Consider the following 20521-nt stretch of genomic DNA (forward strand, 5'->3'; position numbering starts at 1 on the left):
CAGAGTGACATAGCTTCATAGGCTGTTTTTATTGGTCAAGTCATTCGACTTGATTAAGTACGAAAATAATTTGAACGGTTTTGACATTGAGTGCGGATATACCGGGATACCTGGTAGTCGAATAATTCTGATCTGAGCAGATGCGCCAATCGCAAGTCACTCTTGAGGCCGTTGTCCAACGTTACTTATTAAGTAACCAGATTCCATCATTTGACGTATTTCAATTATTAGGGGAGCAAGAGACTAATGGTGCACATTATTAAGGACAAAACGCTCGAGATGGTTTTCGCTGCCCAGACGCAAGTTCAGGAAACAGCAGATCCGGCCGGCGTAGTTGAAATGGAATGGCTTCGCGATACCGCTGCCCAACCCGCGCTACTGCCTCAGGACGGTGGCGAATTCAGGTTCGATGTTGCGATCGTGGGCCTTGGCTACGTTGGGCTGCCTACGGCCCTTGCCATCAGTACTTCGGGCCGGCGCGTGGTAGGTCTGGATGTTTCAGAGCGGCGGTTGACAACCATCCGTAACCAGCAGGCCGACCTGCTGGATTCGGACAAGGTCCGGCTGAGCGAAGCCCTGACTGATCCGAATTTTGTCATCAGCTCTGATCTGTCCCTCGTGTCCCAGGCAGCCGCAGTGGTTGTCTGTGTTCCCACCCCGGTGGACCCGTATCTGATCCCGGATCTGAGCATTCTCCGTTCGGCTTGTGCCGCAGTAGTGGAACACGCCGTTGCCGGGCAGCTGCTCATGCTGACCTCCACTACCTATGTTGGTTCCACTCGTGACATGCTGGCGCAGCCATTGGCCGAGCGCGGTCTGATCGCAGGAAGCAACATCTTCGTGGCATTCTCTCCGGAACGAATCAACCCAGGCGTGGACTCCTTCTCCCATGAAGATGTGCCCCGCGTTGTTGGTGGCGTCACCGAAAGCTGCGGGAAGGTGGCCGAAGCCCTGCTCAAGACGGTGACCAAGTCCGTCTATGTTGTCCCCTCGGCGGATGCCGCGGAAATGACGAAGCTCGTGGAAAACACTTTCCGTGCTGTCAACATTGCGTTGGCCAACGAATTCGCTGACATCTGCCAGGCATTGAACATCGAGGTCATCGACGTCATCAACGCCGCCTCGACCAAGCCTTACGGGTTCATGCGCTTCACGCCCGGACCCGGCGTCGGCGGACATTGCATTCCTTGCGACCCGCACTACCTCTTGTGGCAGCTGCGTAAGTCAAGGATGGTCAGCCCCGTGATCGAGAGCGCCATGGCCGGCATCGCCAGCAGGCCCCACCACGTTGTGGAGCGGACCCGCCGGATTCTTTCTGACCGCGATCACCGGGTCAGCTTTGCGAGGATCTTGATCGTGGGAGTGGCCTACAAGCCCGACGTCGAGGACCTCCGTGAGTCTCCAGCCTTGGAAATCATTGCAGCCCTCGCTGCCGAGGACGCCGATGTGGCCTACGTGGACCACTGGTGCCCAACGGCTCCCGATGGCAAGGGTGGCGTTTTGGTCTCGGTGGAGAACCCGGCTGAGTGGCAGCCGGACGTGGTGATCGTGCACACCCGGCACACCGGCGTCGACCTGAAGTGGCTTGAGGACGTGCCAGTTGTCCTGGACACCACCTACCAGCTGCCGCCGGCAAAGAACATCGTCAGGCTTTAGAAATGCCCGGGCCATCCATAACTGTAGGGAAGGACTTGAGATGAAAACAGCAATTACCGGCGGGGCAGGGTTCATAGGTGGCCATTTGGTTGAGCACCTGTTGGCCCAAGGCGACGAGGTATCCGTTTTGGACAACTTTTCCACTGGTCGGATCGAAAACCTTCAGGGCGTGTTGGAACACCCCAGGTTTCATCTGACCGAGGGAAATATCTTGGACAAGGTGGCCGTGGAGAATTTGGTGCAGGGTGCCGACAGGGTCTTTCACTTGGCAGCCGCAGTTGGTGTGACGCTGATTGTGGATCACCCCTTGGAGAGCTTGCGTACCAACATCCATGGCACCGAAGTGGTTCTGGACGCGGCGCTCAATTCGGGGGCGAGCCTGCTGTTGGCGTCCACGAGTGAAATCTACGGAAAGAACGTCTCCGACAGCCTCGATGAAGAGTCAGATCGCATTCTCGGGTCAGCGTTGAAGTCCCGTTGGACCTACGCGGCGGCTAAGGGAATCGATGAGGCGTTTGCCTATTCCTACTGGCGTGAATTTGGATTGCGGGTTGCCATTGTGCGCCTGTTCAACACGGTGGGACCGCGCCAAACGGGCCGATACGGCATGGTGGTTCCGCGGTTGATCAAGCAGGCCCTGGCCGGCGAACCGCTGACCGTTTACGGGGACGGCTTGCAGACCCGGTGTTTCTCCTTCGTTGGAGACATCGTGCCGGCCATCACCCGGATCTCGGCGGAACCAAGCGCCTATGGCAACGCCTTCAACCTCGGCGGATCCTACGAAATCTCCATCCTGTCCCTGGCCCAGCGAATTGTTGAGCTGTTGGACAGCCCCAGTGAGATCATCTTTGTCCCATATGCCGAGGCCTATGCCGAAGGCTTTGAGGACATGCGCCGCCGAGTCCCGAACAATTCCAAGTCACGGGCATTGGTTGGCTTTGATCCCCAAACCACCCTGGATCAGATCATCCTCAGCGTGGCCGATGAGCAGCGTAGCTCGACGGTCCCAGAACCGGCAAAGAGAAAAGCGGAGGTGGTCTCGAATTAGTTTCGTCCCTGGAAAGACAGCGGCGGGGGACTGTCGCACAAGGATTTCCACCATTTCAAGAATCGACAAAAACCGTGAACATAGAGCCAGAAAGAAAGGGCAAGGCTATGGTCTCCAATGCATCACCCACCCGAGAAACCAAGACCTCTAACTTCCACAAAAGTCGCGTAATCGTCGCTGGATTGACGTTGGCGCTCACCGCTTCCACGATCGGCTTCGTGGCACCTGCCGCACAAGCCGCCGTCCCCAGCACCGTCACCCTCACCTTCGATGATGCCAACCTGGATCAGTTGGGGGCCGCAACATTCATCAACAACCTGGGCATGAAGGGCACGTTCTTCACCCCGTCAGGTTACATTGGGTCACCGAACTACATGAGCGTTTCTCAGGTTCAGGCCCTCCAAGCCGCTGGGAATGAGATTGGCGGCCACTCGGTTACGCACCCGGACCTCACCACCATGAATGTCGATGAAGTCACTCGACAGGTCTGCACTGACAGGGTCAACCTGGCAAACATGGGCCTGGACATCCAGAACTTCGCCTACCCCTTCGCGTCAGAGAACGCTGCGGTGGAATCAATCGTTCAGCAGTGTGGCTACAACTCCGCACGTGGCTTGGGCGATGTCAGGAGCAAGTCAGCGGAATCTGCAACGTTCCCGTTCTTTGAAACCATTCCGCCAGCGAACGCCTATGTGACGGGTGCACCGGATCAGGTGGACAACACCTGGACTCTGCTGGATCTGCAGAACCTGGTCACGAACGCAAACGCTAATGGCGGCGGCTGGGTTCAGTACACCTTCCACCACATTGGTGACGGCATTGATCCCGGGTCAGGCGTTGCTGATCCGCTCACTGTTTCCACGGCGCTCTTCCAGGAATTCTCTACCTGGCTTGCCGGACAGGTCACGGCCGGAACCGTTGTTGTCAAGACGGTCAAGGGAGTCATCGGCGGCACTACCAAGCCGCTGCTCGCAGGTCCGGCCGCACCAGCTGCGACAACCCTCGGAAACCTGATTCAGAATCCCAGCATGGAAACACCTGGCCCGAACGATTCACCGTATCCAAACTGCTGGGCTCCCGGGTCCTACGGCGCGAACACACCGGTCTACACGGCGGTTTCACCAGGTCACGGTGGAACGGCAACGGCTGCACGGCAGATTGGGCTTTCCAACTACGTCAGTGGTGACGCGAAATTCCTTCAGCAGATGGATCTGGGGCAGTGCGCACCGAGTGCTACACCCGGAAAAACCTACTTGGCCAAGGCCTGGTACAAGGCCAGCGGTCTTACCCAGTTTGAGGCTTACTACCGCACGGGTCTAGGCAACTGGGTCTACTGGACGGCCAGCCCAATGTTCGCGGCATCATCCACAGAATGGGCACAGGCCAGCTGGATCAGTGAGCCCGTTCCTGCAGGAGCCACGGCTATCTCGATCGGTCTGAACATCTTGGCAAATGGAACGCTCATCACCGATGACTATGAACTGTATGACACAGCAACGGTGAGAAGCTTCACGGACGTCCCCGCAACAGCGAACTTCTACAAGGAAGTCAGCTGGGCATCCAATAACCTGATCACCACCGGTTACCTGGATGGCACCTTCCGGCCGCTGCAAAACATCGACCGCAACGCCATGGCCGCCTTTATGTACCGCCTGGCCGGCAGCCCCGCCTATACGCCACCTGCAGTCTCACACTTCAAGGACGTTCCGCCCACTGGGCCGTTCTACAAGGAAGTGAACTGGCTGTACGACCAAGGAATCACGACGGGTTACGCGGATGGGACATTCCGCCCGTTTGATTCCGTCAACCGTGATGCGGTGGCAGCCTTCCTCTACCGGATGAACGGCAAGCCAGCCGTTCCCGCCAACGCTCCAACGTTCGTGGATGTTAGAACCACCACCCCGTTCTACAACGAGATCAGGTGGCTGGCCGCTACGGGAATCACCACAGGCTATCCCGGCAATCTGTACAAGCCGATACAGCCCATCGCCCGTGATGCCATGGCAGCATTCGTATACCGCTACAACCAGAATTTCCCGAAGGGTTAGCGGAAATTCACCAAAATAACAGCTGCGGGGTTGGTGTGGGGGAGTAGGATTCCCTCACACCAAGCCCGCAGTTTTTTGGCACTAAGGTCGCTTTGAAAATAGCTCCGGTTGACAACTTTTAGGACAGGAAGCAAGTGAATGCCACGATTTCCCGGCCAGCCGTCACGCCCCAACAGACACGGCGGCGGCCTTATCGAAGGCAGTTGGCAGGGCTCCTTGCCTGCGGTCTGGCGCTCCTGATGACGTCGGCTTGCTCTCGAGATTCCGAATTTGCCCAGGGCGGCAACTATCCGTGGCACCGAAACATTGTGGCTACCACGTTCTGGGTTGGCGAGGTCTTCGATCCCACGGCTGCCGACGGCAGTCAGGTGTATTCAACCTATGACGACGATTGGGAAGCCAGTTACGGCGGCTGTGACGGCGTTCTAACCCCCGAGTGCAGCACTGAGCCTAGGACGGCCGGCAATGGCTACATGCCCTCCTCGATGACGCCGAAAGAGAATCCTTTTTATCTGGATTTACCGTACGACGACGTCAACGATCCTGTGGCTTTTGCCGAACGTTCCACGGTGATCCCGTGGGCAAACGAGCCAGGTTATGCCGGCCAGGAAACGAATAAGAATTTTAGTTACATGAAAAACCGTTGGGTCAAGCTCGTGATGAATGATCGAGTTTGCTTTGGCCAGGTAGAAGACGCTGGCCCTGGGCAATATCATGACGCCAAGTATGTTTTTGGATCCAATAATGCACGGCCGGCCAACAAGGCCTTCAACCGTGCAGGCATGGATGTTTCACCGGCCATCAATGGGTGCCTGGGCTTCAGTGAGCTGGACGGGCAGGATGACAAGCTCAGCTGGCAGTTTGTGGATGAGGCTGATGTGCCTGCTGGTCCCTGGCTGACCATCGTAACTACCAGCCAGGTCAACAACTAAAGGCCTTTACTTGAACCTGTCCGTGAATGGTTCACCAAGGATGTTGCTGAAGACCCCGTTGTCCTGAGTGACTCCACTGCAGGTGTGCGGGGCGATGACGGGGTTTAGGGTTGCCGTGGCGCACTGGATGTCCCGGTTGTTGGACCACTGGGACATCCGCCCAACGTTCTTGGATTGGGCAAATTCCGCGAATTGGGTGGCGTCCTGCACAGTGAAAACGTCGGCGGTAATTTCGTTGGTGCCAATCATGGGCGTCAAACCAATTTTGGCCCATACGGCCGCATCATCGAGCCCAAGTCCGGCGCGCTGGTAGATGATGCCCAATTGGGAGTGCGCCGCAACCGCCGCAGCCTCCGACGCCTGGAGCATACTCTGACCGGCAATCCTGCTGGCACCGTAGTTCATGGTCATGATATTCACCCCGGCCAGATCCACTCCCTCGCTGAGCATTTGTTCGATCTCTGCCACGCCTTCATCGGTGAGGCCACGGGGGGAGACGGGCAGGGTAAGCCAGACATCCAACGGCTTGCCTCGATCGGCCCGGTCCTTTTGTATCTGGGCCACTGCCTGGGCCCGCCGTGCGCCAGCAACGGAATCTTGAAGATTATCGCCCTCTATATCAAAGTCCACCGTTGAGACCTCGTAACGGTCGATCACCCTTTGGTAGGCGTTTTGCAGGGATGGGAGGTCAATGCAGGATGTGGCAAGTTCCGTGCTGGCTGCCCCGCCAAACGATATGGCCGCGCGCCCGCCGTTCTTGCGTAACTTTGCGATCTTGGCATCCAAATCGAGCAATGTGCCGGCCTGATCAAGGCTGTAGTGCGTACCCCAATGAGGTTCACACGGATTGGCTGGATCCGCCACGATGAAGGAAAGCAGCACGTTTTTGGTATGTGCGGAAGTGGGCGTTTCGAAGGCCAGAGGCGGCGCCAAAGTGACATCAACGTAACCGGCAAACCAGGGTTTTGTTTCAATTTCCCGGTTTCGCAAAACAAAAATGCCGACAACCACCAGCACCGCGATAAGCAGAAAGCTGGTTACAGCCACAATACGCCGCACGTCCGGAGTCGATATTGCAGCCCGGAGATGCTTTCCGCTTGTCAATGCGTCTCCTAAGGTCTCAGCTGTGGCCTGCGTATTTGCGCATAAAGTCACGGCCTCTAATCGCGAAACCGACGACGCTTACGCAATTGTAGCGGTCTGCGAGGTGCGTCCCATGCCTGAATTTACAATATGTAATTCCCGAGTGTCGAAATACGTCTGGACAAGTAGTCACACGGATATTTAAAAGTCTTACGCGCAGCGGTCCGGACATTTGCGGGAAAAACAGGTAGTAGCTACTCGTGTTCGGCGCGCAGCGGCTTCATAGACTGAATTATCGGTGAATCCATTGGATGTACCGAGCCAGCAGGTCTCACATCAACGCGTGAATTGCAGACACGGGCCAACTGTTCGAGGAAGGCAGTTGGCGGAGAGTATCAAGGCGGGATAACCGGGGGCTAGGGTGGATCCAAGAGTTGAACGTGGCAGCAATGATCGTGGCAACACAAAACGTGGCACCACAAAGCACGGCATTGCGCGCGTCAAACCATCCAGGCGCAGGAATAGATTGCCCGTAGCTGCAATCGTTGCGATCGGGCTCTGCTTTACAGGAGCGGTAGCGCTGACGGCCTCCGACGATCCCGAACCATCCAACGCACAGCCGCAGAACACAGTGAACATCGTGACGAGGGCGCCAACGCTGTCAAACGTTAGCCTGACCTTTGATTCCGGAACAGCTGCACAAATGACACTGGCGCGAACAGTCATCAAATATGGGCTGCACGGGACGTTCTTTATCAACAGCGGGTTTGTTGGTGCAAAAGATTACATGACCCGGAACGACCTGCAGGAACTCGCCAACGCTGGCCAGGAAATAGGTGGCCACACTGTCACCTTGGCCGATTTGTCCGCCGTGACTGCTGATGAAGCCGTACGCCAAGTGTGCGATGACCGGGTCAACTTGAATGAGTGGGGATTCAAGGTCAGCTCATTCTCTTACCCATTTGGAAAGCTCACCCCGGAAGCCCAAAAGATTGTGATGGACTGCGGCTTCAATAGTGCCCGAAGTACCGGCACATTGTTGGGAAAATTTGGCTGTGATGGTTGTGCCACCGCCGAGACCGTCATTCCAAAGGATGTGTTTGCAACCCGGGCAACGGCGAACATTGACGGTCAATGGACGTTGGCAGAGATGCAGGCCGCAGTCACTGACAGCGAGGCCACAGGAAGCTGGCTTCAACTAGTATTTGGTGTCACGGATGAGAATCCTGACAAACAGCCCATCAAAGCAGAGGTGTTTGACGCGTTTTGCGCCTGGTTGGACGAGCGGACGGCCCAAGGCACATCGGTACGCACGGTGCACGAGATGATCGGGAAAAAGGCGGCTCCAGTAGTCGCCGGCCCCGTGAAAGCTCCGGCACCTCAGGGCGTGAATGCACTGCAAAATCCTGATCTGGAAACGCCAGGGGCCTGGAATCTTCCCAAGTGCTGGCAGTCTTCCTCCTACGGGAAGAACACCCCAACATTTAGCAAGCTCTCGCCTGGCCCCACTGGGAGTACTGGCGCAAATTTGCAGGTGACAAATTATGAATCAGGTGATGCGAAGGTTTTGCAGAAACTGGACTTGGGCGAATGCGCACCCAGCGTCATTGTTGGGCACACTTATTCGCTAGGTGCGTCGCTGATTTCCACCGAGCGGACGCAGATTGAACTCTACATTCGGGACAAGGTGGGCAAATGGACGTATTGGACAGCCAGCCCCTACTATCCTGCCGGCACCGACCCGATTCGCTACGAGTGGGTTACCCCGCCAATTCCTGAAGGGGCCGTGGCGCTGAGCTTTGGCTTCAATCTTTTTTCCAATGGAGTGATCGTCACCGATGACTACACCATGTTTGACTCCACAGGGGAGAACGCCCAGTGATCATCGTTTATATAATTCTGGTTCTTGGTGTGAGCACAATTTTCTGGTCCTGCATGGGGTTGTTGCGGGCCTTTCTGGAACGGTCAACGGGGCTGGCCGATTGGCTCGGAGCCGTTTTGGCCCGAATGCCTTTCCGTCGGAAAGGACCACGGGGGGAACATGAAAGAGACCGGCACCCAATGCTGGAACGGTGGGCTCAGAACGCCGATCCCATGCACCGGGCCGCCACCACGCGGATCGTGCCCTCGCGGGTGGCTGTCATCATCGCAGCCCACAACGAGGCGTTGGTCATCGGCGATACCATCAGAACCGTCTCCATGCTTGTCCCGCACCGGAACATTCATATCATCTCCGACAAATCCACCGACGCCACGGCAGCAATTGCCAGGGGAGTAGGCGTGAATGTGCTTGAGCTTGACCCCAATCAGGGCAAGGCCGGGGCCCTGGCCGCCGGGATAAAACACTTCAAGCTCTGCGATCGCTTTGACGCGGTGATGCTGCTCGACGCCGACACGCAACCCGCGGCCGACTATCTGGAAACCGGTCTGCCACTCTTTGACGATCCAGACGTGGCGGCAGTGGCCGGGCGGGCAAAGTCCATCATGGATCCGCCGGCGCCCACCTGGTTTGGGCGGTTTCTGGTGTATTACCGTGAACGGCTCTATGTGGCAGTGCAGCTGATGCTCAAGTACGGGCAGGCGGCGCGGATGGCAAATGTGGTTTCCATAGTTCCCGGATTTGCCAGCATGTACCGCACCAGCGCCTTGCGGCACATCGACATCCTCGCCCCGGGCCTGGTCATCGAAGACTTCAACATGACCTTTGAAATCCATGCAAAACAACTTGGCAGGATTGCGTTTCATCCGCAGGCGGCAACGGCATACACCCAGGACCCGGACACCTTTAGGGACTACAGCAAGCAGGTTTCACGCTGGATCCTGGGATTTTGGCAGACGGTACGCCGCCACAAGGTGCGCTTTAGCCGTTTTTGGCTGGTGATGGGGCTGCACATCTTGGAACTGGTGTTCAGCAGCATCTTCTTTGTTATCTTGATTCCACTCTTCTTGTTATCCCTGATTAGTGCGTTGATGGTGTCCCAGGGCGACCTGTCGCCGGAAGCGGTGTTCCTGTCAGGGCTGCTACGTCCTCGGGATCTGCTGATTGGCGTATTCATACCCGACTTCATCTTGACCATCTTGGCAACGATCTCTGTGCGGAAACCCCTGTACCTGCTCATGGCGCCCTTTTTCCCCTTCATGCGGATAGTGGACGCCTACATCTGTTTGCGGGCGCTGCCGAAAGCTTTTTCCTCAAAATCAACGGGTGTTTGGGTTAGCCCCCAACGGCGGGCCCAGAGCGTAACGGCCACAGGACCGGCGTCGGCCACGGACACTCTTAAAGGAAAAACCCCAACGGGTGCATGAAACCACGCGCCCATTGGGGTTTTAACTAATGAAGTGTTGCAGTGCCTACCAGCTCACACCGGAGGTTGTAACAACGTTCAGCCAAGGACCGGCCGGAACGCTGGCCTTGTCCACGAACTGCCATGAAACATGATCGGAATCGCCATCAAGAGAGGCAAAGCCCAAGCAGCCGTTGAGAGCGGGGGAAACATCCATCCCTGCACCCTGGCTGGAGTCGCCGGAGAACTGGGTGTTCGCCGGGCGGGCATCAGCAGCTCCAAAGACGTAGTTGGAATCGTGGTACAGCGAACCGGAAGACGGTCCGGCGTCTTCGATCTGGCCGTAGCAGGTGTTGCCATTGGGGCCGGTGATCTTAACCCAGCTGTTCTTCATGTAGCTGTAGTTGGAATCGGCACAGTGGTTGACACCCGTGGCAGCGTTGTCCGCTGCAGCCCACGGGATGACCTGGCAACGTTCCTTGAACGCCGTGCTGTCGTTGATGTCGTCGTACGGCAGGTCAAGATAGAACGGGTTTTGAAGCGGTGTGGGCTGGCTCTTCGGGAAGTAACCATTGGAAGCGTCGCGCTGTTCGGTCTTGCACGCAAAGTTGGTGCCAGTACCGGAGCTCACTCCATCGCAGCCGCCGTAGATGCTGCCAGGGCAACCATCTGCGGAATCAGGAGTGGTACCCAAGTTGACGCCCGTGTGAGCCAAAGCCCACTGGCCGTCATAGGTGGAACAAACCTGAGAGCCATCAGCGAGGGAGGCGTTGAAGATTTCGCCAACCCAGAACGTGGTGCTGACAATGTTGGTGTGCATCGGGTATGAGGATGCACCGGAACCGCCAGCGTTCACCACGGGTGCTGCCACAACAGGAGCAGGTGCAGGAGCAGGTGCGGCAACTACCGGAGCTGCGGGAACTACTGGAGCCGCTGTCGGAGCCGGTGCCTTTGTAGGAGTCGCTGTTTTGGTAGGTGTTGCTTTGGCAGTGGCCTTCGGAGTGGACTTAGCCACAGTAGATGGCTTCCAAGTCTTCTTCGAGGGAGAGCACTTATCCTGATGTGGCCGCTGCTGGCAAGAATATGTGTTGGATGCTGCGTTGACTGATGAAGCGCCGGTGACGGAAATGGCGATGGCTCCCCCAAGAGCCAAAACGACGCCGAGAATTATTAGGTGGGTAAGATATTTCATAAAAATATGAACAAAATTCTGTAGGGGACATTGTCTTATGTGGCGCCCGGGTTAACGGGCTGAGACCACAAAAAATGCAATGGCACCAAGTGGTGCCAATGCATATGAGACACATCGTCGTTGGGACCCTGACGGGCCAAATTGCTGCTCGATTTCTCCCCAGAAGTTGCGAACAGCGCCAAGCGACTCCTACATACGTTACACGAACGTTACCCGATTAGCTCCCTCGGCGGCGGGGAACCGTGGGCTTGGGTGCGCATATGGCACTAATCCAAGCCGTCAAATTCAGCCTCAAATTCAGGCCACGGGCGCTAGATCCCGGTGACACCTAGGAACAATAAGACACCGATGAAAACGGCAAAAATTATCTCCGCAACATAGGTGGGCCACACGAGCGTCCGCTGGCGTCTGTGACTGCCGTGAAATACACGTTCAAAGTTGAGCTGGTTTGCATCCATGCAATGATGCTAAGACGGACAAGTGTCCGCGCCTAGCGTGGCTGGCACTGGACATGTCCGGTATGACACCCCATTTATGCGCACAATTACTCGTAATCCGGCGTCATTGTAGCGGGCCGCTACTGTAATGGTGATGCGGCCCACCAATCCTTGGGATAATTGGTAGTTTTGAAGTCAATGGTGCACGCACCATGTGAACCGCGGGATAGGGAGCAAGTTCTTGAAGGTAGTAGTCTTGGCCGACATTGGCCAGCACGTTTACCACGTTGGCGATGAAGCGATGGGCCATGCCGCGGCGCAAGAATTGGGTAACCGGGGCGTCGACGTTGTCATGCTTTCGCGCAATCCCGCCCAGTCTCGAGAGCTGTTCGGCACACAATCCGCACCCACCATTACCTTCCCGTGGCCGCCGTTGGAACGTGAAAGGTATTTGGATGAGATTTCCCGGGTTCTGCAGGGGGAGCGCGGAGCGCTGCCGCCGGAAGACCAGGTATGGGATCTGATCCGCCTGATTGAAGGCTCCGACGCCGTCTTGATCTGCGGCGGGGGCAATATGAATTCCAGTTACGGGTGGTTGCTCTATGAGCGAGCCGCAGTAGGCGTGGTGGCGGCACACTTCAACAAACCACTTGTCATTTCCGGTCAAACCTTGGGCCCCACACTGACAGCCCATGACGGGCTCGTGTTGTCATCCCTGTTGGAATCGGCCCGATTGGTGGGAGTCAGGGAAAACGCATCTCACCAGTTAGCGCTCGAAGGCGGGCTGCCGCCGCAGCAGTTGGTGGCTGGCCTAGATGATGCTGCCTTCTTCGCCAACGCAAATTCCAAGGCCGACGCCGGACGTGCCCCGTACATGGCCGTCACCTTCTCACCCGGTACCGGGATCTTGCCGGCAGATGAATATTTCAAGAAGGTTGCCGCGGTTCTTGATGAACTTTCCGAAGTCTCAGGACTCGGCGTGGTGTTCATTCCACATATGGCAGACACGGAGTCGCGTGATCAGGACCTGTGGGCACACCGGCTGATCGCTGACGCCATGCGCACCGACACCCACAAGATTGAGCAGCTCGAGCTGCTAGAAGCCGACGAGGCAGCTGCCATCACCGTTGGCGCTAGCTTGGTGATCACCTCCCGCTACCACCCAGTCGTTTTTGCCACTGGTGCCGGCATCCCCGTGGTTTCGCTGAGCCCCGACCAGTATTCTGACGTCCGGCTCTCCGGCGCCCTCCGGAACTGGGGGCTTGAGCCTTTCAACCTGCCCGTCACCTCGCTGCTCAACGGAGACTTCCGGACCGCGGCCCTGGCCGCTTGGGAGCAACGCGCGGCGATAGCCGGGCATCTGCACAGCTTGGGGGAGCAGAGGCGAGCCGAGGCACAGAACTGGTGGGATGGCGCGGTACGAGCACTGGGGGGCGAGCGCTCGCAGACTCCGGCAAATATTTCGCCAGCACCTCCCTATGAAGGCGCCACAAGCTGGAGTGCTGACGCGGATGCCGTGCGGCGGGTGATCAATCCCTTGGGGAAGCGGGCGGCCATTGCAGAGCTGGAATTGCAACGGGAACAAGATTTGCGCCGGGTGGCCGGCAACGAGGCGGCGGCTGCCCGGGAGGAACTGCAGCGTTTGCTGGGATCGAAGGCGTTCCGCGTGGCCTCCAACGCATGGAAAATTACAGGAAAATTGACTCGGAGGGAGCCCTCGTGACAGGTGCACCAGAGAACACTGAAGTGACCACGGCGGAGCATGCTCACGCGGCAACGGTGGCTGTTGTGATGCGGACAAAGAATCGCACGCTCCTCCTTGAGCGCGGTATTCAGGACGTCCTGAAACAGGAGTATCGCGACTGGGCCTTGGTGATCGTCAACGATGGCGGCGAACAGGCTCCCGTTGATGCGCTGGTGGCGAAGTACGCAGCGCAGGGCAAGGGGCGGATTCACGCGCGCCACCATGCGGAATCGTTGGGTATGGAGGCGGCTTCCAATGCGGGTATTCGTGCCACTGAGTCAACGTTCATTGTCATTCATGACGATGATGACCAGTGGAGTTCTGACTTCTTGGCGACCACTGTGGCTGATCTGGACGCTTCCGGTGCTGAGGGCGTGATGGTCCGGACGGAGATTGTCTACGAGAAGGTGGTGGGTGATCGCATTGAGGTGCTGGGCCGGGAACCTTTTTCCCCCGAAGTTGCGGGGATAACCCTCTTCGACCTGCTGCGATTCAACCGCGGAGTCCCCATTTCCTTCCTGTACAGGCGCAGTGTTCATGCCCAGATTGGGTACTATGACGAATCGTTGGCCGCGGTGGGGGATTGGGAATTCCACCTGCGTTTCGCCACGCACTTCTTCATTGATTTCATTGACGGTGAGCCCCGGGCATTCTGGAACCAGCGCCCGGACGCGACGGGGGACTTGGGCAACAGCTTCATCGCCCGCGTGGACGAGCATCACATCTACGACCTCCAAGTCAGGGAACGCTACCTGAAGGAATACGCGGATAAGTATGGTGTGGGCGCTCTTCTCTACCTGACCAAGATCCAGGACCGCCAATCCCATGAATTCAACCAGCGTCATGATCATCTTGACCGGAAAATGCAGGAATTGCTGGACGTTGTGCACGGGCAGAATGAGCGCCTTGAGCGGCTCGAGGAGGCCATCAGCGATGCCAGTCTTGTCAGCCTGCTGCGACGGCGCTACCGGCGTTTCAAGGACCGCGTAACCGGCAAGTAGCGGCGCAGCCGCTGGTCGAGCTTGTCGAGACCAAGGACCTGCCGAGACCCCGGAGTTAGCCCAACCTGAGATGCCCTCTGCGCCGAACAGTGACACAATTAGGTGAGATGGGTATGACGTATTCAGTTATGTCCTCCGGGGGACGGATAACGTCCCTGCTGCGCTAACCGAGGAGCACAATTTTGGTGACAGGATCCACTCAGCACGATCACCACGTCCCCCTGACGGATACTGAAGTTTTGCGCATTCGCAATGATTTCCCCATCCTGGGTACGGAAGTGAACGGGAAGCCGCTGGTCTACCTTGACTCCGGCGCCACCTCGCAGAATCCGTTCAGCGTCATGGAAGCCGAGCAGGAGTACTACGAGCAGCGCAATTCCGCCGTGCACCGAGGCGCGCACACACTGGCCGTGGAGGCTACCGATGCTTTCGAGGATGCCCGCGAGACCGTCGCAGCTTTCATCGGTGCCCAAAGCAATGAGCTGGTATGGATTCAAAACGCCACCGCCGGCCTGAACCTGATCGCCTACGCCTTTGGCAACGCCAGCACCGGTAAGGTCTCCGAGGCCGCCAAACGCTTTGCCCTCACGGCCGACGATGAAATTCTGGTCACCGAGATGGAGCACCACGCAAACTTGATCCCTTGGCAGGAACTGTGCCGCCGCACTGGGGCAACCCTACGGTTCATTCCCGTCCACGATGACGGCACCCTGGACATGGCGGCGGCCGCGTCGCTGCTGAACGAGCACACCAAGGTGTTGGCCTTCACGCACGTTTCCAATGTCACGGGCGTCATCAATCCGGCCGCCGAGCTGACGGCGATGGGCCACAGCGTTGGCGCCCTGGTCGTTCTGGATGCCTGCCAGTCCGCCCCGCACCTGCCCCTGGATGTGAAGGCCCTGGACGTTGACTTCGCGGTCTTCTCCGGTCATAAGATGCTGGCACCGACAGGTATCGGCGGCCTCTACGGGCGCGCCGAACTCCTGGACGCCATGCCGCCATTCCTTACAGGCGGATCCATGATCACCACTGTGACGATGGAAGAGGCCGGGTACCTGCCGGCACCGCAACGCTTTGAGGCAGGAACGCAGCCGATCTCTCAGGCAGTGGCCCTGGCCACCGCCGCGAACTACCTGAGTGAGACCGGCATGGACCGGGTCCATGCTTGGGAAGAATTCCTTGGCCAGCGTCTGGTTGCTGGGTTGGAGGCCATTGATGGCATCCGCGTTCTGGGTCCGGCCGCCGGGGTTCCCCGTGCAGGGCTGGCCGCCTTCGAGGTGGCAGGCGTTCACGCGCACGACGTCGGCCAGTACCTTGACGCCGCAGGCATCGCCGTTCGTGTGGGTCACCACTGCGCCCAGCCGCTGCACCGCCGGCTTGGGCTGAGCGCCTCCACACGCGCAAGTACCTATCTTTACAACACAACGGCCGATGTTGACGCGTTCCTGGCTGTGGTGGCCGAGATCCGTGGTTACTTTGGCGTGGACGGGACACAGGCATGAGCGCACTCGATTCGCTGTACCAACAAATCATTCTGGAAGAGTCTAAGGCCCGCCGGGGCGCTGACCTGCCTGCCGAGCAGCTTGAAGGAAAGGATCTACCCGAGAACGTGGGGCAGTGCCACCAGCTCAATCCCGTGTGCGGAGATGAGATCACGCTGCGCATTGAAACGGCAGAGGATAAGGTTTCCGGTATTCACTGGGCGGGGGATGGGTGCGCCATTTCCATGGCCTCGGCCTCGATCCTCAGCGACATGCTGGTGGGATTGGACCGGGCCGAGGTGGAAGCGCTCATAGGCAATTTCCGCGAGGTGATGCGGTCCCGCGGGAAGCTGCAGGCAGATGAAGAAATTCTTGGCGATGCGGCCGCACTCTCTGGCGTGTCCAAGTTCCCGGCTCGCGTCAAGTGCGCCATGCTGGCTTGGGTAGCGGCCGAGGACGCGCTGAACCAGACGGCCTAAACTAAGCCATCAAGTCAAAAAGGAAGCCCGGAGCCATTGGCTCCGGGCTTCCTTCACACCGGGCAGACCCGGCGTTGAATGTTCTAGTTATGCGTTCTGGGCGTTGCGGCTGCGGCGGCGTGAAACCACTACAGTGCTGACACCGGCAGCAAGTGCGCCCGCGCCAACAATGGACCAGACCAGAACACCGGCGTCAAGACCGGTGTTGGCCAATCCGCCAGCTTCTACGCCTGCGCCGGCAACGTTGTTACCGGTTCCGGCGCCTGCACCAGCATCAAGGCTGGTGACAACCTTGACAACCTGGCTGACAGAAACCTGTGAAGTGCGGCCGGTAGCCGTCAGGGTGTAAGTGCCCTTCTGGTCCAGGGTAACCGGAACAGAGAAGGAACCATCAGCCGCGGCTGTGGCGGTGAGGCTCACGGGAGCTACAGCCTTGATGATGAGCGGCTTGGACATTGAAACGCCGCCACCAATGGAGCCAATGGCTCCGCCGGCTACGGTACTGGTCTGGGTAACCGTGATGTCAATGGTCTCACCTGGGGTGAAGCCAACGCCAGCGAAGGTTACGGCCTGGCCGGGTACCACGGTGGTGTTAGAGACAGTTGAGCTAGGAGCTCCGGCGGGGTACTCGGGTGCAGCCTGAGCTGCAACCGTTCCCGCGGAAAAGGTTAGGATACCGGCAAGTGCCAGGGTAGCGAGTGTTTTTTTCATAGAGGTTCCCCACTTAGAGTTCTTGCGAAAATGGCTAGGTCCCCCGTTGAACGTGGAAGCCATGATGATGATGAGACCTCTTGAGAGTATCAGCACTTATCGGGGGTTACCAAGTTCGTTTGGATTAACACAAAATCTTAACCTGGGCGTTAAGAACTGTTTACATAATGGACATATTTCGGGCCGTGGATTTGCCTACGGGGTGGCTGTTGTGCAGCCTTTCGGTGCCTGCGTGGCGAGAATCACATCCTTGGTTTCTTGCACCGTTGGCGTGACGTCCAGCTGGGCCGGACTTGACTGAACCACCTTGGCAAAATCCAGCTCTACGGTAGTTGTTTGTCCTGGGGCCAACTCCACACGGATTACTCCGACGGGGCGGTCCTCATGAGTAAAGGATCCCGCCGGTGTTGCCTTTCCATCCACGCGGGCAGCTTGTGTGCGCGCCTGAGCGGGGCCGTAGGCAATGACGTTTGTGGCCACATGGCCTGGTGTGACGCCGAATGCGCCGTCACCGGTTACATATTTCGGCAAGGACGTGGCTGCATCGGCAGGAGCCGTATTGGTCAATGTGATGCGTGCCGTGTACTGACTGTAACCGTCGGAGGAGCAGTGCTGAATCAGCTGCACCGTTCTTTTGACGTAGTAGTCCATTTTGGCGCCCGTGCCGTCATTGAAGTACACCCCAAAGGCGGCCGGTGCAACGCTGGGACCAGAAATTGCGCCACCAATGCGCTGGGAAACCAAGAGACTTTGCTCGTCCACGCGAGCTGACCAAATCTTAATCCGGCTTTCCTCCACTCCCTTGCCCAACGCAGCAAGGAGTTTTTCCCCCGAGGTTTTTCCGGAGGAAACTTCCGTGAAGATGGTCTTGGCCACTTCGGCGAAGTAGGCGTCCTGCAGCGCTGGAACCTCAATATTGGCGTAAACGTCTGAAAGCAGCGCCTGAACAAGATTGTTGCTGGTCAGTGTTGTAGGCAGGGTGCCAATTTCTACGCCCTCGGGAATAGCGGAACCAACATCAACGGGCCCGGTGGCTTCTAGAACCATAGCCAGGGCTGATGGATCAAGAGTGATGACCCCATCGATGACATCACCCGGGTGCCGCTGCTGCCACATGGTGCGTGCAGTGTTGGCTGCAGTGGGGAAATCAGGCGTCATATTGACATTTTGCATGTAGCTGCCAAGCCGGTTGGTATAGATGGATTCCTGCGCAGCATCAACTTTTAGTGCAGGGACAAAGGCGCCCATTGCTGAGGCAGAGTCCTGGGAGGTGAGCTGAATTTTGCCCTTTTCGGTGTGAAGAACTGCCAACGCTCCGGGAATTCCACCCGTGGCGCGCACTTCCGCGCTGTTCTGGATCAACAACAGGTAATTGCGGGCATCGCCGCCGCCCAGCATCGCCGGCAACAACTGGACGGTGTTTGACGCAACATTGAGGGTGCCGCGCAAATCGCCAAGTTGTTGTTCAGCAGCTGCCAACGGTTCCGCGATCTGCGGAACCAATTTGCTCTTGTCAATCGCCGTCAGTCGATCGTAGGAGAGCTGGACCGTGTTGGCAGCACTGACCACACTGGGTGCGGTAGATGTGATGGCATCCAGCCCCACCGCTCCGTCAGTCGGCGTTAGAGATTTCCAGTCGAGTGATTCGAATGCTCCCAGAAGTGGCTTGGCAGCAAGCTGGACAACATCATCCGCAGTCACGGTGATTGTGGTTGCGGCTGCAAAGTTTGGCCCGATCCAGGGAATCGAACCAGCAGCCTTCCAGACAGGATCCGTGCCTGCTGATTTGGCGGCGACTGTGTGGCTTGAAAGTGTTTCCACTGTGGCCGCCGCCCCAGCTTGGTCATTGGCGGCGAGCTGCTTCTTGAGTTGAGGCAGCAGTTCGGTTGTTGACTGCAGGTTGTCCTTGATGGCCGCAGACTGAACTCCCAGCCATGCAGCGGCCCCGCCAAAGACGAGCACCAAGAATGCAGCACTCAGGCCGCCCCAAAGCAATCGGCGCCTGATTCTGGCACGTCGGGGCGTTTGTTGTGTTCGGCGTTGACGATTCTCGGCTGCCGAGTCAGGAGTTTCAGTCATATTACTCAGGGCCGTCCAACTCCGCGGTACGTCCAACCGGCTGCACGCCATTTCTGGGGATCCAATGCGTTACGTCCATCCAGGATCCGGGCATTACCCACTAGATCCCGAGTTTCGTGCGGATCGAGATGGCGATATTCTTTCCATTCGGTCAGTAGGAGTACGGCATCCGCATTTCGAAGGGCTGCTTCGGTGTTGGCCTCGTAGTTGAGTTCGGGGAAGCGCCGTGCTGCGTTGCTAATGGACTCCGGGTCAGTCACCGTCACCACAGCGCCCTGGAGTTGCAGTTGGGCCGCAATGCTAAGTGCGGGGGAATCCCTCACATCGTCACTGTCGGGCTTGAAGGCAGCTCCCAACACTGTGATGCGCTGGCCCATGAGCGCGCCTCCGCACAATTCACGCGTGAGTTCAACGGTACGCGTGCGGCGTCGCATATTAATGGCATCCACCTCTCTCAGGAAGGTTAGGGCCTGATCAGCGCCTAATTCTCCGGCGCGCGCCATGAATGCGCGGATGTCCTTAGGTAAACATCCGCCACCAAACCCAATACCGGCATTGAGGAATTTCCGTCCAATGCGATCATCGAGGCCAATGGCGTCGGCGAGTATGGTGACGTCAGCACCAGCCGCCTCACATACCTCCGCCATGGCATTGATGAAGGAGATCTTGGTAGCCAAGAATGAATTTGCTGCAGCCTTAACTAGCTCGGCCGTGGCGTAGTCAGCAACCAAACGGCGAGTCCCCATTCCTAGGGGTGTCGCGTAGACCTCATCTAGTGCCGCTACAGCGGCATGATCCTCGGAACCGTCGGGAACGCCGTAGACAAAGCGGTCCGGTGTGAGTGTGTCCTTGACGGCATGCCCCTCGCGCAGGAACTCGGGATTCCAGGCAAGGTTGGCTTCCGGCTGTTGCTGCACTACTAACTCGGCAAGACGCGCTGCAGTGCCAACCGGGACAGTTGATTTTCCAACCACCACATCCCCTGGATTCAGGTAGGGAAGCAGTGCAAGTGTTGCGGCATCGACGTATGTCATGTCTGCTGCGTTTTCACCCTTCTTCTGGGGTGTTCCAACACAGACAAAGTGAACTGTGCTGCCCTGTGCCGCTGACATGTCGGTAGTGAACGTCAACCTGCCTGTTGCTTGAACTTCAAGCAACAGTTCTTCCAGGCCAGGTTCGAAGAAGGGGGCCCTGCCTGCTGCTAAGTTCGCAATCTTCCGTTCGTCGACGTCGATTCCTACCACATCATGGCCAAGCTTGGCCATGCACGCCGCGTGAACTGCGCCAAGATAACCACAACCAATTACAGATATTTGCATTGCATGACCTTTCAAAGTCAAAGACTT

The 20521-nt window shown here is 57.8% G+C and carries 16 protein-coding genes; 10 read left to right on the plus strand and 6 right to left on the minus strand.

Annotated features, from left to right (window positions below; translation table 11 throughout):
* The first annotated feature begins 246 nt into the window (after window positions 1–246).
* The 4 genes from ACP7B9_RS12280 (at window position 247) to ACP7B9_RS12295 (ending at window position 5684) form a co-directional block, all read left to right on the plus strand.
* Entirely contained in the window at window positions 247–1656 is a 1410-nt protein-coding gene (locus ACP7B9_RS12280; protein ID WP_425863750.1) for a nucleotide sugar dehydrogenase, read from the plus strand.
* A gap of 40 nt (window positions 1657–1696) precedes the next feature.
* Window positions 1697–2704 carry a GDP-mannose 4,6-dehydratase gene (locus ACP7B9_RS12285; RefSeq protein ID WP_425863752.1) on the plus strand — a complete coding sequence of 336 codons (1008 nt, stop codon included), beginning with the start codon at window positions 1697–1699 and terminating at the stop codon, window positions 2702–2704.
* Between the two features lie 107 nt (window positions 2705–2811).
* Window positions 2812–4752 carry an S-layer homology domain-containing protein gene (locus tag ACP7B9_RS12290; protein WP_425863754.1) on the plus strand — a complete coding sequence of 647 codons (1941 nt, stop codon included), beginning with the start codon at window positions 2812–2814 and terminating at the stop codon, window positions 4750–4752.
* A gap of 308 nt (window positions 4753–5060) precedes the next feature.
* Window positions 5061–5684 (plus strand): hypothetical protein, encoded by a 624-nt coding sequence (locus ACP7B9_RS12295; protein WP_425863756.1) that lies wholly within the window; start codon window positions 5061–5063, stop codon window positions 5682–5684.
* 6 nt (window positions 5685–5690) lie between these two features.
* Here ACP7B9_RS12295 and ACP7B9_RS12300 read toward each other — a convergent pair whose 3' ends face one another.
* Window positions 5691–6788, minus strand: coding sequence for a chitinase (locus ACP7B9_RS12300; RefSeq protein WP_425863757.1), 1098 nt, complete (start codon window positions 6786–6788; stop codon window positions 5691–5693).
* A gap of 505 nt (window positions 6789–7293) precedes the next feature.
* On the opposite strand from ACP7B9_RS12300, the gene ACP7B9_RS12305 reads away from it, so the two are divergent.
* The gene (locus tag ACP7B9_RS12305; RefSeq protein WP_425863759.1) at window positions 7294–8649 is read left to right on the plus strand and encodes a polysaccharide deacetylase family protein; all 1356 of its coding nucleotides are present in this window, start codon (window positions 7294–7296) and stop codon (window positions 8647–8649) included.
* Window positions 8650–8828: 179 nt separating this feature from the next.
* On the plus strand, window positions 8829–10073 hold the full coding sequence (locus ACP7B9_RS12310; RefSeq protein WP_425863761.1) for a glycosyltransferase: 1245 nt from the start codon (window positions 8829–8831) through the stop codon (window positions 10071–10073).
* A gap of 45 nt (window positions 10074–10118) precedes the next feature.
* On the opposite strand, the gene ACP7B9_RS12315 is transcribed toward ACP7B9_RS12310, so the two are convergent.
* The gene (locus ACP7B9_RS12315; protein WP_425863763.1) at window positions 10119–11066 is read right to left on the minus strand and encodes a hypothetical protein; all 948 of its coding nucleotides are present in this window, start codon (window positions 11064–11066) and stop codon (window positions 10119–10121) included.
* Between the two features lie 488 nt (window positions 11067–11554).
* Window positions 11555–11701, minus strand: a complete 147-nt coding sequence (locus ACP7B9_RS12320) for a hypothetical protein (RefSeq protein WP_425863765.1) — start codon at window positions 11699–11701, stop codon at window positions 11555–11557.
* Window positions 11702–11921: 220 nt separating this feature from the next.
* Here ACP7B9_RS12320 and ACP7B9_RS12325 point away from each other — a divergent pair, with 220 nt between their 5' ends.
* From ACP7B9_RS12325 to sufU, 4 genes are all read left to right on the plus strand, one after another.
* On the plus strand, window positions 11922–13403 hold the full coding sequence (locus tag ACP7B9_RS12325; RefSeq protein ID WP_425863767.1) for a polysaccharide pyruvyl transferase family protein: 1482 nt from the start codon (window positions 11922–11924) through the stop codon (window positions 13401–13403).
* A complete protein-coding gene (locus ACP7B9_RS12330) occupies window positions 13400–14425 on the plus strand; it encodes a glycosyltransferase family 2 protein (RefSeq protein WP_425863768.1) in 1026 nt (341 codons plus the stop codon). Before ACP7B9_RS12325 ends, ACP7B9_RS12330 begins: the two co-directional genes overlap by 4 nt.
* A gap of 182 nt (window positions 14426–14607) precedes the next feature.
* Entirely contained in the window at window positions 14608–15927 is a 1320-nt protein-coding gene (locus ACP7B9_RS12335) for a cysteine desulfurase (RefSeq protein ID WP_425863770.1), read from the plus strand.
* A complete protein-coding gene (gene sufU, locus ACP7B9_RS12340; RefSeq protein ID WP_425863772.1) occupies window positions 15924–16385 on the plus strand; it encodes a Fe-S cluster assembly sulfur transfer protein SufU in 462 nt (153 codons plus the stop codon). The genes ACP7B9_RS12335 and sufU overlap by 4 nt, the downstream gene beginning before the upstream one ends.
* A gap of 87 nt (window positions 16386–16472) precedes the next feature.
* Here sufU and ACP7B9_RS12345 read toward each other — a convergent pair whose 3' ends face one another.
* From ACP7B9_RS12345 to ACP7B9_RS12355, 3 genes are all read right to left on the minus strand, one after another.
* Window positions 16473–17096, minus strand: coding sequence for an LPXTG cell wall anchor domain-containing protein (locus ACP7B9_RS12345; protein WP_425863773.1), 624 nt, complete (start codon window positions 17094–17096; stop codon window positions 16473–16475).
* Window positions 17097–17291: 195 nt separating this feature from the next.
* Window positions 17292–19175: a DUF4012 domain-containing protein gene (locus ACP7B9_RS12350; RefSeq protein ID WP_425863774.1), complete on the minus strand. Its 1884-nt coding sequence runs from the start codon at window positions 19173–19175 to the stop codon at window positions 17292–17294.
* Window positions 19176–19180: 5 nt separating this feature from the next.
* A complete protein-coding gene (locus ACP7B9_RS12355) occupies window positions 19181–20494 on the minus strand; it encodes a UDP-glucose dehydrogenase family protein (RefSeq protein WP_425863776.1) in 1314 nt (437 codons plus the stop codon).
* Window positions 20495–20521: the final 27 nt, after the last annotated feature.

Source organism: Arthrobacter sp. TWP1-1, from assembly GCF_049897845.1.
In the GTDB taxonomy this organism is placed as follows: domain Bacteria; phylum Actinomycetota; class Actinomycetes; order Actinomycetales; family Micrococcaceae; genus Specibacter.